We start from the raw sequence: 13,000 nt of genomic DNA, 5'->3' as shown, positions 1-13,000 counted from the left end.
CCTGACGCCGGAACAGACTGCGCATTAGACTGTGGCTGTTGGCCTTGCCAACGGCCACAGTCAGTTAAGCCGCCAGTCGAGCAGCCAGGAGTCGCCCGTGGTACATGCCGCCTCAGGGTTTCGGGGCACCCGCGTGGGTGTCAATGAAGGTACCGGGCCCAGAAATGAATCCGATCACTCCTCGGGAGTGAATGTGCCGCGTATGCGTGTGTCCTACTGGTGCGACCGGGGCCACGAAACGCGGCTTGTTTTTCTTGAGCTCCCTGATGAACAAGTCCCCACGATATGGGACTGCCGGCATTGCGGGCACATCGCCTCGCGTGATGGAGCCGGACCTGATCCGGCTGAGCAGTCCGAGGACGGCTACAAAAGCCACCTCGAGTACGTTAAAGAACGACGCTCCGGCCAGGACGCCGAAGCTGTCCTGGCCGGAGCGCTGGAACGGCTACGCGCCAGAAAAGTCCTTCCGGACGAGCTGAGCCGGGACCCGTGAGGCGGCGTTTCCGTCAATAAGCCACAACGTCCTCGACGTGCCTGAAGGGCCGGCAGCCGGAACCTGAACCGGGTTGGCGCCCGCCAGGGCCAAACCGACGGCCCCTGCTTTGTCCTCGCCGGCCACCACCATCCACACCTCGGCTGCGGTATTGATCGCAGGCAGCGTCAGGGAGATACGTTCGGGAGGCGGCTTGGGCGAATTGCGCACGCCGACTACCGTCAGTTCCTTCTCCCGGACGCCGCCCTGCTCGGGAAACAGCGAGGCAACGTGCGCGTCCGGGCCTACACCCAGCAGCACAACGTCGAACCGGGGGAGCAAACCGGGCTGCTCCGGGCGGCCATCGGACATGTCCGCAGCGTGTTCTGCTGCTGCCGCTGCCCTCAGGCGTTCGGCGTAATCGGCGGCGGCTTCCTCTGGTGTCGCGAACTCGTCACTGGATCCAGCCCGATGGACGCGCTCCGGATCCACCGGGATGTGTGCCAGCAGGGCGTCGAAGGCCTGCACGGCATTGCTGTCCGGGCTGTCCGCCGGGACGAAACGTTCGTCTCCCCACCAGAAATTCACTTTGGACCAATCCACGGCAGGCGCAGCGGCTGATGACGCTACTGCCTTCAACGATCCGATGCCGACGGTCCCTCCGGTGAGAACCACCGTGGCTGAACCGTGCTTGTCCTGCACATCCACCAGTTTGGTGATCAGTCTTGCCGCGATTGCGGCCATCAGTACGGATGAATCGGGATGGATGCTGACGCGTGGCTCAACGCTCACTGGGACGGACACTCCTTAGGTTGGTACGTGGCAGTCCAATAGTAATCACTTCGCCGAACACTTCATCCGGGTCCAAGCGGCGCAGTTCCTCCGCCAGGCAATCGCGTAGGCTCCGGCGGGGAAGGGTGATGCGCTGGGCGGGTTGGCCAGGCTGGGTGAGTTCGGCCACGGACAACCCGGGCCGGAACAGTTGGACGTCACCGCTGGAACGGCTCAGGCGCACGCGCCTGATGCCGGTGCCAGCAGGGTCCGCCACAATGGTCACGGGAGCATCAAGTGCAAGCGTCAACCAGGCTGCCAGGAGAATGGTGCTGGGTGAATCGGATGCGCCTTCTACGGCCACAGCCGTTACCGGCGCCGGGTCCACCTGGTCCAGGACTGCTGCGAGCTGGATGCGCCAGTTGGTTAACCGGGTCCAGGCGAGGTCGGTGTCGCCTGCCTTGTAGGTAGCCCGGATGTTCTCCAACGCCGCCTGCGGGTCGGCCTCATTGGCTGAATCGGTGATCCGGCGGTGCGCGATCCGGCCGATGGAGGTGTCGCACGCGTTCTTCGGTGCGCCGTGGGACCACCAGGCCACAATCGGGGCGTCCGGGAGCAGCAGCGCCGCCACCAGGGATTCGTTTTCTTCTGCCAGCTCACCATAGCCGCGGAGGACGATCACCTCAGAAGCACCGGCATCGCCGCCCACGCGGATCTGTGCGTCCAGGCGTGTGGGTTCAGATGCTCCGGCATCGGCCAGCACAATGATGCGGCAGGGGTGCTCCCGGCTGGCCTCATTGGCTGCTTCGATCGCTTCTTCCTCAAGACCGGATTTGGTGACGACGACCAAGGTCAAAACCCGGCCCAGGGCGATCACACCGCCCTGCTCGCGCAGGGACATGATCTTCTTGGAGATCTTTGACGTTGTTGTATCCGGAAGATCTACGATCATGGCCTTCTCCAGGTTCGCCCGTCGCGGGACAGGAGTTCATCGGCAGAGGCGGGGCCCCAGCTGCCGGGTGCATATGGTTCGGGTTGTTCATCCAGCCCGGCCCAGTAGTCCTCGAACGGGTCAAGGATCTTCCAGGACAACTCCACTTCCTGGTGACGCGGGAACAGCGGCGGCTCGCCCAGGAGCACGTCGAGGATGAGGCGCTCGTAGGCTTCAGGGCTGGACTCGGTGAAGGAGTGGCCGTAACCGAAGTCCATGGTGACATCGCGGACCTCCATCTGGGTCCCGGGAACCTTGGAACCGAACCGGATGGTGACGCCTTCATCGGGCTGCACGCGGATAACCACCGCGTTCTGGCCAAAATCGTCCTCACTGTGGTCCCGGAACAGCAGGTTCGGTGCGCGCTTGAAGACGACGGCGATTTCCGTCACCCGGCGGCCGAGCCTCTTCCCGGCCCGAAGGTAGAAAGGCACGCCGTGCCAGCGCCGGGTATTGATATCCAGCCGAATGGCAGCGTAGGTTTCGGTCTTCGAATCGGCTGGAATACCCTCTTCTTCAAGATAACCCTGAACCTGCTCGCCGCCCTGCCAACCGCCGGTGAATTGCCCCCGGGCGGAATGCGTGGAGAGGTCTTCAGGCAGCTTGACGGCCGCCAGGACCTTCTCTTTCTCAGCACGCAGATCATCGGCATTGAAGGAGATTGGTTCCTCCATCGCCGTCAGCGCCAGCAGCTGGAGGAGGTGGTTCTGGATGACGTCACGGGCCGCGCCGACGCCGTCGTAATACCCCGCCCGGCCACCCGTGCCGATGTCCTCGGCCATGGTGATCTGGACGTGGTCAACGTAGTTGGAGTTCCAGAGCGGCTCAAACAGCTGGTTGGCGAAACGCAGGGCCAGGATGTTCTGGACCGTCTCCTTGCCCAGGTAGTGGTCAATCCTGAAAACGGCGTCGGGTGGAAAGACCGACTCCACGATGTCGTTGAGCTGACGGGCAGACTCGAGGTCGTGTCCGAAGGGCTTCTCGATGACGACACGTCGCCACTGGCCGTGGTCGGCCTGGGCCAGGCCGTGCTTGGACAACTGCCGGCAGACCTGTTCGAATGCCTTGGGCGGGATGGAGAGGTAGAACGCGTGGTTACCGCGCGTACCCCTCTGCTCATCCAAGGCCGCGATGGTGTCACCGAGGCGCTCAAAGGCATCGTCGTCGTCGAACTCGCCCTGGACAAACCGGATGCCCTCGGAGAGCTGGTTCCACACGGCCTCGTCGAATGGAGTACGTGCAAAGGACTTCACCGAGGCCTTGACCTCGGCCGCGAAGTCCGTGTCATTCCAGGCACGGCGGCCGAAGCCGACCAGCGCGAAGCTCGGCGGCAACAACCCACGGTTGGCCAGGTCGTAGACAGCCGGCATGAGCTTTTTGCGGGCAAGGTCCCCTGTGACGCCGAAGAGGACCAGTGAGGAAGGGCCGGCGATCCGGTTCAGACGGCGGTCCCTCGGGTCCCGGAGCGGATTGCGACCGGGCTTTCCGTACCGCGCCTGTGGCCGGGTGCCGTTTTCAGTTTCTGGCATGGTGTGTGGTGCTGCCTTAGCTTTCAGGGACAGAGGAGGCCTGCGCGGCCAGTTCTGCAACGATTTTCCGTAGCTGCTCAGTACCCGCGCTCCGGTCTGTCAGGTGCAGCCGCAGGACGGGCCGGCCATGACTTTCCAGAACCTGGGCATCGCCGGCAGCCTGTGCGGAGATAAGTTCTCCGAATGTGAAGGGCCGGTCCGGAATTGCGATGTCACCGGACGGTTCCGCGGTGACCTGCAGGAACACGCCGACAGCCGGTCCACCCTTGTGGAACTGGCCAGTGGAATGCAGGAACCGCGGACCCCAGCCGAAGGTGACAGGGCGGCCGCTGATGACGGCAAGTTCATCACGGACAGCTTCCAGGGAGGCGAAGGCGACCCGGTCGAAGTATGCCTGGACGCTCAGGTAGCTTTCCGTCCCAAGCTGGCCCAGCAGGGCGTTGACGGCCTCTGAGGCAGAGGAAGCGTGTCCCAGCCAGTCGCCGCCGCGCACCTCAATGGCGCCGTCCACGAAGGCGGCAGGAGTCGGCTCGGGCTGTGCATCCAGAAGGCCGCGGGCAGCAACCTTTGCAGCCTCTACATCGGGCTGGTCAAAGGGGTTGATGCCCAGCAACCGGCCGGCCACGGCGGTGGCAAACTCCCATGCCATCATTTGCGCGGCAAGACCGCCGGCAATGGCGGCTTCGTCCCCGGAAAAGTCGACGTCGGCGTCCGCTCCTACCAGCCGGACCACGAGGACGTCCTCGGCGCCGCTTGAGACTTCAGGGGACGTGGGGCCGGCAACGACCGGCAGGACGCCCGTGCCGAGCTTTCCGGTGGATTCGGCGATGAGCTGTTCGGCCCAATCCGCGAAGCCCACAATGCCCGAACCGTCCTCGGCGATGACCACCTTATTCCGCAGCGGGTTGGTGCCACCGAGCACGGCACCGAGCCGCAGTCCAATGTTCTCAGGAGCGTCCTCGTTGAGGACTTCGGCGGCTTCCTCGGCTTCGTCCAGGAACGCCTGGATGTCCACGCCCGCCAGTCCCGACGGGACCAGGCCGAAAGCAGTGAGGGCAGAATAGCGACCACCCACATTGGGGTCTGCGTTGAAGACGGCGCGGTAGCCGGCTTCACGGGCTGCCTTGTCCAGGGGCGAGCCGGGATCCGTGACGATGATGATCCGGCTCTTGGCATCAAGCCCGGCATCGGTGAAGGCCTGCTCAAAGATACGGCGCTGCGAGTCGGTTTCCAGTGTGGAGCCGGACTTGGACGACACTACGATTGCCGTCTCGTCCAGCCGGTCCGCGAGGGCGGCGCTGACCTGATCCGGGTCCGTACTGTCCAGGACTGTCAGCTCCACGCCGGCGGTACCGGCGATGACCTCCGGAGCCAGCGAGGATCCACCCATGCCGCACAGGACGATGCGGGTGACTCCTTCCGCCCGGAGGGCATCGCGGAGTTCCAGGATGCTGCCCACCAGGGGCTGGGAGACGGTGGCCGCCTCCACCCAGCCGAGGCGGACCGCTGACTCGGCTTCGGCGTCGGGACCCCACAGCGTGGGGTCCTTCGCGAAGATCCGCGTAGCGATCCGGTCCTCGACCAGGGCTGGAAGGTGCTGTTCGATAGCCTGCAGCGCGGCTCCGGTGGCGTGGAAGCTGAGTGACGTCATGGTGGGTCAGGAAGCCTTCCGTGCGGAGGAAAGTGCACCTTCGACGTCGGCCAGCAGTTCCTTCCAGCTGGCCACGAACTTGTCCAGGCCTTCGGTTTCCAGGACTGAGACGACGTCGTTGTAGGAAATGCCCAGGCCTTCGAGGGCGTCCAGTATCGCATTGGACTCCGCGTAGGTACCCGTGACGGTGTCACCGGTGATGACACCGTGATCAAAGGTGGCGTCCAGGGTCTTTTCCGGCATGGTGTTGACGACGCCGGGGGCAACCAGCTCTGTCACATACAGAGTGTCCGCGTATGCGGGGTCCTTGACGCCGGTAGAAGCCCACAGTGGGCGCTGAGGAAGTGCGCCGGCCTCGGCCAGCAGCGCCCAGCGTTCGGTCGAGAACAGTTCTTCATACACCTGGTACGCGAGGCGGGCGTTGGCCAATGCGGCTTTGCCCTTGAGTGCCTTTGCCTCGTCGGTGCCGATGGCGTCAAGGCGCTTGTCGATTTCGCTGTCAACGCGGGAGACGAAGAAGGACGCCACGGAGTGCAGTTTGGAGAGGTCGTGGCCGTTTTCCTTGGCCTGTTCCAGGCCTGTCTGGAAGGCGTTGATGACCGCGCGGTAGCGCTCGAGGGAGAAAATCAGTGTCACGTTAACGCTGATGCCTGCCGCGATGGTGGCCGTGATGGCTTCCAGGCCTTCAAGTGTTGCCGGAATCTTGATCAGGACGTTGTCCTTGTTGACCCTCTCGTACAGGCTCTTGGCTTCGGCGATGGTGCCGGCCGTATCCCAGGCCAGTCGCGGATCAACTTCAATCGAGACGCGGCCGTCCACGCCATTGGTGGCTGCTGCAACCGGAGCGAAGAGGTCGCAGGCATCTGCCACGTCGGTGGTGGTGATTTCGAAGATGGTGTCTTCAACGCTTGCGCCTGCTGCTGCCTTCTCGGCGATCAGGGCGTCGTATTCTGTGCCGGCAGTGATGGCGGCATGGAAAATAGACGGGTTCGTGGTGACGCCGACGACGTTCTTTTCGTCGATCAGTTTCTGCAGTGTGCCCGTGTCCAGGCGTGTGCGGGAGAGGTCGTCGAGCCAGATGGAGACACCGGCGTCGGAGAGTTGCTGGGTGGGAGTAGTCATGTTCTTATCTCCTGTAATTGGTTGTCAGGCCTGCAGGCCTGCGAGGGAGTCCTTGGCAGCGGCAACTACAGCTTCGGCCGTAATGCCGAATTCCTGGAAGAGCCGCTTGTAGTCGGCCGAGGCGCCGTAGTGCTCGAGCGAAACGGAACGGCCGGCGTCACCAACGAACTCGCGCCAGCCCAGCGCAAGTCCGGCTTCTACCGATACGCGGGCTTTGACTGCTGCCGGAAGGATGGATTCGCGGTAGTCGGCCTCCTGCTTGTTGAACCACTCAACGCAGGGCATCGAAATAACGCGGGCGGCAATGCCTTCGGCCTGGAGTGCTTCCCGGGCCTGGACAGCCAGCTGGACTTCCGAGCCGGTGCCGATCAGGATGACATCGGCCGGGACCGTAACGCCGTCCTTGGAGGCCTCGGCCAGTACGTAACCGCCCTTGGTGACGCCGTCCACGGAGCCGAAAGTATCGCCGTCGGCAACGCCTTCGCCGCGGGCGTAGGTGGGGATGTTCTGGCGGGTCAGGACAATGCCGGCCGGATTCTCGTGGTTGGCCAGCATGGTCTTCCACGCCACTGCAACCTCGTTCGCGTCGCCGGGACGGACGACGTCCAGTCCGATGATGGCGCGAAGCGAGGACAGCTGCTCCACCGGCTGGTGCGTGGGGCCGTCTTCGCCGAGGCCGATGGAATCGTGCGTCCAGACATACAGCGACGGGACTCCCATGAGTGCGCCCAGGCGGATGGCCGGGCGCTGGTAGTCGCTGAAAATCAGGAACGTGCCGGAAAACGCGCGGGTCCGACCGTGCAGGCTGATGCCGTTGACGATCGACGCAGCGGCATGCTCACGGATGCCGAAGTGGAGTACCCGGCCGTAGGGGTTGCCTGACCAGGCGTTAGTCTGCTTCGACGCCGGAACGAACGACGGGGAGCCTTCGATGGTGGTGTTGTTGGACTCTGCGAGGTCAGCGGAGCCGCCCCAAAGCTCAGGCATGACCGGGCCCAGGGCATTCAGGACCTTGCCGGATGCCGCGCGGGTGGAGACGTCTTTGCCGGCTTCGAAGACGGGCAGGGCAGCATCGAGGCCCTCTGGAAGCTCGCGGGCCTCGACGCGGGCCAGAAGCGCCGCGCCTTCCGGGTTGGCTGCTTGCCAGGCGTTGAAGGACTCTTCCCATTCCTTGCGGGCGGCAGCGCCACGGTCGGCAACGGAGCGGGCATGGGCCAGGACCTCAGGGTCAACGTCAAAGGACTTCTCGGGATCAAAGCCCAGCACGGACTTCAAACCTGCAACTTCTTCTGCACCCAGGGCAGAACCATGGATCTTGCCGGTGTTCTGCTTCTTCGGTGCCGGGTAGCCAATGATGGTCCGCAGCGACACGATAGAGGGCTTGGACGTCTCGGCTTTCGCGGCGAGCAGAGCAGAGTAGAGCTCCTGCACGTCTTCCTTGTATTCGCCGGTCTTGGTCCAGTCAACACGCTGGACGTGCCAGCCGTACGCTTCGTAGCGCTTCAGGACGTCTTCCGTAAACGCGATGTCCGTGTCGTCTTCGATGGAAATGTGGTTCTCATCGTAGAGAACAACAAGGTTGCCCAACTCCTGGTGGCCGGCCAGCGAGGAGGCCTCGCTGGTGACGCCTTCCTGAAGGTCGCCGTCGGAGGCGATGACCCAGATGGTGTGGTCGAACGGGCTGGTACCGGCGGCGGCATCGGCGTCGAACAGGCCGCGTTGCCGGCGCTGGGAGTAGGCAAAACCGACTGACGAGGCCAGGCCCTGGCCCAGCGGGCCGGTGGTGATCTCCACACCGGCGGTGTGCTTGTATTCCGGGTGGCCCGGGGTCAGCGAACCCCAGGTACGCAGCGCCTCAAGGTCCTCCAGCTCCAGGCCATAACCTGAGAGGAACAGCTGGATGTACAGCGTGAGGGAAGTATGGCCGGGGGAGAGGACAAAGCGGTCGCGGCCGATCCACTCCGGGTTCCGGGGGTCATGCCGCATCAGCTTCTGGAAGAGAAGGTATGCAGCGGGGGCCAGACTCATGGCGGTACCGGGGTGGCCGTTGCCAACCTTTTCCACCGCGTCCGCAGCGAGGACGCGGACGGTGTCCACGGCGCGCTGGTCCAAACTGGTCCAGGACAGTTCTTGCTCTTCCAAATGTGGCACGAAAACCGGGCCCCTCTCTGTGCTGACGGCCTCCGGTGATCACAGTGCGGAACAAGGCACATAATGGTGCCCGCCGCGATGTGTACCAGCCGTCCACCATTGAAACGTTGATCTATCATTCAGTCGCCTGCGCCAGCGGGCCGGGAATGCGGTTTCCAACCCCGCCCGCTGCGTGCGCTGATCAGTTCACAGCTTAGCCGGATTCCACACTTCGGTCAGTGCATATCTCATAAAGTGGACGGAAATTTGACTTATATGAACCGCTCAGGGGCTCCCGGCAAGTGAGCTTGAGTTAATGTGCTCGAAGCATGGGCCTTGCGATCACGGACACAGTTGCCGGGGTGAACCGCACGATGACGGCACGGTATGATATTCGCGGCTGGCGTGCTGAAAAACGCACCAAAGAACGCAACAGAGAACAGGGTGACTGCGACCGTGAGCACTACCGAATCCCCGCTGAACGTCTCACCGGCAACGGGGAAGAGCGGTAGCGGCCGGTCGGGTTTGGGTCGGAAGGCAAAGGCCTATCTGGCACTGACCAAGCCGCGGGTCATAGAACTTCTCCTGGTCAGCACTTTGCCCACCATGATTTTTGCCGAGCGCGGTTTCCCGTCCATCGGCCTCATCCTTGCTACTTTGGTGGGCGGCGCCTTTGCCGCCGGCAGTGCGGGTGCCTTCAATTGCTACATCGACCGCGACATCGACAAACTGATGCACCGGACGGAGAAGCGGCCGCTGGTCACCGGTGAAGTCAGTCCCCGTGAAGCCCTCGTCTTTGCGTCAGTCCTGGGTGCAGCCGCCATTGTCATCCTGTGGTTCGGGGCCAATCCGCTCTCGGCCTGGCTTGGCCTGGGCGCCATCTTCTTTTACGTGGTGATTTACACCATGATCCTCAAGCGCCGCACTGCCCAGAACATCGTCTGGGGCGGCGCGGCTGGCTGTTTCCCCGTCCTGATCGCCTGGGCGGCCGTGACCAACACGGTGGAGTGGCCGGCCATCATCCTCTTCATGGTCATCTTCCTCTGGACGCCGCCGCACTACTGGCCGCTGTCCATGCGCTACGGCGAGGATTACCGCAACGCCAAGGTACCCATGCTGGGCGCCATTGCAGGCGCCAGGGTCGTGTCCGTCCAGGTGGTCCTGTATGCATGGGCCATGGTGGCGTGCTCACTGCTGATGATTCCCGCCGGCGGCGCAGGCTGGGTTTACACGGTTGTTGCCGTGGGCGCCGGAGCCTGGTTCCTCTACGAATCCCATGCCTTGTACGGCCGGGCCCACCGTGAGGACATTGAAGACAAGCGGGCCATGAAAGTCTTCCACGGTTCCATCAGCTACCTGACCCTGCTGTTCATCGCACTGGCTGTGGATCCGTTCGTGGGCTCCGCCATCGTGGTTGGCTAGGGACCGGGTCCGCCCTGCCGGTATCAGGGACACACCGGTTCCCCACAAACGAAGCACCTGCACAAAGGTCTGGCACCACGGTTGAACCGTGGTGCCAGACCTTTGCCGTTAGTGCCGTTGAGGGGGAGCCGTCGTCGGCCGTCAATCCCATAGGAAACCCGTAGGACCCCCGGAGGACGCGCTGCGAACCCTCACCGCACCGTCTATGGGCTCCCTAGCGGACCGGGCTGCAGCGCGCGATGTCCGCTGCATTGGTGGCGGCACTCATCAACAGGGCAGCGGCCAGCATGTGCGCGCCCACCAGGAGCGCCGGGACACCGTTGTAGTACTGGGTGAAACCTATGACGCCCTGCAGGAGGGTGACGCCGATCAGCAGCAGCACAGCCGTACTGAAAATGCCGCGGATCCTGTTCCGGAAGACCAGGTACACCGCGAACAGCGTGCCGGCTGTTATCAGGTAGGCCGGCACGGCATGAATGTGCGAGACGAGGTCCCAGTTCAGGCCGTTGCGGGGGGCGTCTGCGTCTCCGGCGTGCGGGCCGGCCCCAGTCACCACAACACCCAGCACGACGGCGGCTGCCGCACACGCTGCCACGGCCGTCATCAGCGGGCGCATGACTCCGGGAAGTACGGGAAGGGGTTGGGCGATAAAACGACCGGTGCGCCCGTGGGCGCGGTTGACCAGAAGCGTGGCAAAAACCACCAGTGCCATGGACACCAGGAAGTGCATCCCGACAACCCAGGGATTGAGGTTGGTCCAGACGGTGATCCCGCCGATGACTGCTTGCGCCGGAATGCTCGCCAGGAGGCCGAGTGCCAGGAGGAACATGTCCTTGCGTTCCTTGCGCAGGTTCCACAGGTACACGAGCATCAGCGCGGCGATGGTGGCAAGCACAAAGGTCAACAGCCGGTTGCCGAACTCGATGAAACCGTGCAGGCCCATTTCCGGGGTGTTCACCAACGAGGTCTCAGTGCACTTCGGCCAGGTAGGGCAGCCCAGTCCCGAGGCGGTCAGCCGGACCGCGCCGCCGGTGACAATCAGCATGGTCTGTCCAATCAGGGACAGTACGGAAAGCCGGCGCACCGTGGAGTTCACCGTGGTGGGGAGGCGTGAAGTGACCCTGCGGGCAAGCTGCGGGAGGCGGGAGGCGGTACTCACTTTTGTTCTCAATTCCACTTGAACCATCGAATGGCTGCTGCTCCGGCAATAAGAGTCCAGAGAAGCAGGATCAGGGCAGCCGGGCCGTTGAACGTACCGGCGCCGAATGCTTCCCGAAGGGCATCGCCGAGCGCACCCGAAGGAAGGAAGGGGACCACGGCCTGAGCCGCGGATGGAAGACGCTCACCCGGGATGACAATCCCGCCCAGGGCGCCCAGCAGTATCCACAGCAGGTTGGTGACGGCCAGCGTGGCTTCCGGCCGGGCCGTGCCGGCCACCAGGAGACCCAAAGCAGTGAAGGCGGCTGCGCCGAGTATCAGCAGGACAGCGCCGGGCAGGATGCCGGCAGCGTCCGGCTGCCAGCCCAGGGGAAGTGCGACGGCGGTAATCACCACCGTCTGGATTGCCAGGACCGCCAGGACTGCCATGGCCTTGCCGGCGATGAGCCCGGTGCGACCCAGCGGCGTGGTGGACAGGAAGCGAAGCACGCCGTACCGCCGGTCAAAACCGGTGGCGATGCCCTGGCCGGTGAAGGCCGTGGACATTGCGCAGAGCGCCAGGATGCCGGGCACCGCCACGTTGACCCTGGAGCCTCCGAGCCCGTCCAGGAGCGGAGTCATGACCAGTCCTATGAGGGCCAGGAGCGGCAGGAACACCGCGAGGATGAGCTGCTCGCCGTTACTCAACATGGCCTGGGCTTCATACCTGCCTTGGAGGAGGATGCGGCGCAGCAGGGGCGCGGGCAGCCGGGTCGCGGCGGTCACCGGGCGTCATCCCTTGCTGAAACGTCGAGGAACACATCCTCCAGGCTGCGTGCCTGGAGGCTCATGGACACGGGCATAACGTCCTTACTTTCCCAAAATGCAGCCAGCGCGGCCAGGTGGGCCGGTGTGAGGTAGCCGGTGGCGGTGTAACTTCCGGCGCGGGTCTCACGGACTTCGATGACCTCCGGCAGGACGCCGTCGAGTTTCAGGCCTGGGGCTGCCTCGAAATACAGCGTCCGTACGCTTTCACCGGGCGGCTGGGTGGATCCGCCGTGCTGAAGGAGCTCGCTGACGGTGCCCTCGGCAACATTGCGGCCGGCGTCGATGATGTAGACGTAGTCGGCCAGCCGCTGAGCGTCGTCCATCAGGTGCGTGGTCAGGATTATCCCCATGCCGGCATCACGCAGTTCGGCTATGTAGTCGAACACCAGTTGGCGCGACTGCGGATCAAGGCCGGCGCTTGGTTCGTCGAGGAACAAGACCTCGGGATTGCCGATCAGTGCGGCCGCAAGGGCCAGCCGCTGTTTCTGTCCGCCGGACAGCCGGCGGACTGTTGTCTTACTGAAGGCATCAATGCCCAGCCGCTCGACCAGGCCGGCCACGGGCAATGGATTACGGTACATACCGGCGATGTGTTTCAGCAGCGGGACAGGCCGGGCCGACGGCGGCAGTCCGCCGTCCTGGAGCATGACGCCGACCCTGGACCGTAAAGCGGCACTGGCCGTGGCCGGATCGCTCCCCAGGAGGGAAACGTGACCTCCGGAGCGTTGCTGCAGGCCCTGGGCGCACTCTATGGTGGTGGTCTTGCCTGCGCCGTTGGTTCCCAGCAGTGCAGTCACCTGGCCTGCGTGCGCTGTCATGGACACGCCGCTGACCACCCGCAGCATCTTGCCGTCCAGGGCCGCCAGCGGGCCGACATCCTTAACGAGCCCATCGATGGCCAGGACAGGGGAATTGGGGGATCGCACCCCAGCATTCTACGTGATGTA

At 64.0% G+C, this 13,000-nt stretch carries 11 protein-coding genes; 2 read left to right on the top strand and 9 right to left on the bottom strand.

Translation table 11 applies throughout. The features are described 5' to 3' along the window. The first annotated feature begins 31 nt into the window (after nt 1-31). Nucleotides 32-493: an RNA polymerase-binding protein RbpA gene (locus AC50X5_RS11260; RefSeq protein ID WP_494976194.1), complete on the top strand. Its 462-nt coding sequence runs from the start codon at nt 32-34 to the stop codon at nt 491-493. Here the strand turns inward: AC50X5_RS11260 and pgl are convergent. Genes pgl through tkt form a run of 6 tightly spaced genes read right to left on the bottom strand, consistent with a single transcriptional unit; the run spans nt 446 to nt 8,678 of the window. Continuing rightward, nucleotides 446-1,264 carry a 6-phosphogluconolactonase gene (gene pgl, locus AC50X5_RS11255; protein WP_494976193.1) on the bottom strand — a complete coding sequence of 273 codons (819 nt, stop codon included), beginning with the start codon at nt 1,262-1,264 and terminating at the stop codon, nt 446-448. The two genes, AC50X5_RS11260 and pgl, sit on opposite strands and share 48 nt — an antisense overlap. Further along, entirely contained in the window at nt 1,254-2,195 is a 942-nt protein-coding gene (locus AC50X5_RS11250; protein ID WP_494976192.1) for a glucose-6-phosphate dehydrogenase assembly protein OpcA, read from the bottom strand. The genes pgl and AC50X5_RS11250 overlap by 11 nt, the downstream gene beginning before the upstream one ends. Next, entirely contained in the window at nt 2,192-3,763 is a 1,572-nt protein-coding gene (zwf, locus tag AC50X5_RS11245; RefSeq protein ID WP_494976191.1) for a glucose-6-phosphate dehydrogenase, read from the bottom strand. The genes AC50X5_RS11250 and zwf overlap by 4 nt, the downstream gene beginning before the upstream one ends. A 16-nt stretch (nt 3,764-3,779) precedes the next feature. Next, on the bottom strand, nt 3,780-5,414 hold the full coding sequence (locus AC50X5_RS11240; RefSeq protein ID WP_494976190.1) for a phosphoglucose isomerase-related protein: 1,635 nt from the start codon (nt 5,412-5,414) through the stop codon (nt 3,780-3,782). 6 nt (nt 5,415-5,420) lie between these two features. After that, nucleotides 5,421-6,536: a transaldolase gene (gene tal / locus AC50X5_RS11235; protein WP_494976189.1), complete on the bottom strand. Its 1,116-nt coding sequence runs from the start codon at nt 6,534-6,536 to the stop codon at nt 5,421-5,423. A 24-nt stretch (nt 6,537-6,560) separates the two neighbouring features. Further along, nucleotides 6,561-8,678 (bottom strand): transketolase, encoded by a 2,118-nt coding sequence (gene tkt, locus AC50X5_RS11230; RefSeq protein ID WP_494976393.1) that lies wholly within the window; start codon nt 8,676-8,678, stop codon nt 6,561-6,563. A gap of 432 nt (nt 8,679-9,110) precedes the next feature. Here tkt and AC50X5_RS11225 point away from each other — a divergent pair, with 432 nt between their 5' ends. After that, complete coding sequence (locus tag AC50X5_RS11225) at nt 9,111-10,088, top strand: heme o synthase (RefSeq protein ID WP_494976188.1); 978 nt, start codon at nt 9,111-9,113, stop codon at nt 10,086-10,088. 214 nt (nt 10,089-10,302) lie between these two features. Here AC50X5_RS11225 and AC50X5_RS11220 read toward each other — a convergent pair whose 3' ends face one another. From AC50X5_RS11220 to AC50X5_RS11210, 3 genes are read right to left on the bottom strand one after another with little or no spacing between them, the layout of a single operon-like run. Continuing rightward, nucleotides 10,303-11,247 (bottom strand): COX15/CtaA family protein, encoded by a 945-nt coding sequence (locus AC50X5_RS11220; RefSeq protein WP_494976187.1) that lies wholly within the window; start codon nt 11,245-11,247, stop codon nt 10,303-10,305. Between the two features lie 8 nt (nt 11,248-11,255). After that, nucleotides 11,256-12,011, bottom strand: coding sequence for an ABC transporter permease (locus AC50X5_RS11215; protein ID WP_494976186.1), 756 nt, complete (start codon nt 12,009-12,011; stop codon nt 11,256-11,258). After that, nucleotides 12,008-12,979 carry an ABC transporter ATP-binding protein gene (locus AC50X5_RS11210; RefSeq protein ID WP_494976185.1) on the bottom strand — a complete coding sequence of 324 codons (972 nt, stop codon included), beginning with the start codon at nt 12,977-12,979 and terminating at the stop codon, nt 12,008-12,010. Before AC50X5_RS11210 ends, AC50X5_RS11215 begins: the two co-directional genes overlap by 4 nt. Nucleotides 12,980-13,000: the final 21 nt, after the last annotated feature.

It is taken from the genome of Pseudarthrobacter sp. MDT1-40-2 (assembly GCF_059383595.1).
Note: the sequence above shows the minus strand (reverse complement) of the source record. Positions and strands in the feature narration are given on the sequence as shown.

Excerpts from the sequence above, each read along its gene's own strand:
- zwf (WP_494976191.1), bottom strand. The coding sequence starts at position 3,763 with ATGCCAGAAACTGAAAACGGCACCCGGCCACAGGCGCGGTACGGAAAG.
- tal (WP_494976189.1), bottom strand. The coding sequence starts at position 6,536 with ATGACTACTCCCACCCAGCAACTCTCCGACGCCGGTGTCTCCATCTGG.
- AC50X5_RS11240 (WP_494976190.1), bottom strand. The coding sequence starts at position 5,414 with ATGACGTCACTCAGCTTCCACGCCACCGGAGCCGCGCTGCAGGCTATC.
- AC50X5_RS11250 (WP_494976192.1), bottom strand. The coding sequence starts at position 2,195 with ATGATCGTAGATCTTCCGGATACAACAACGTCAAAGATCTCCAAGAAG.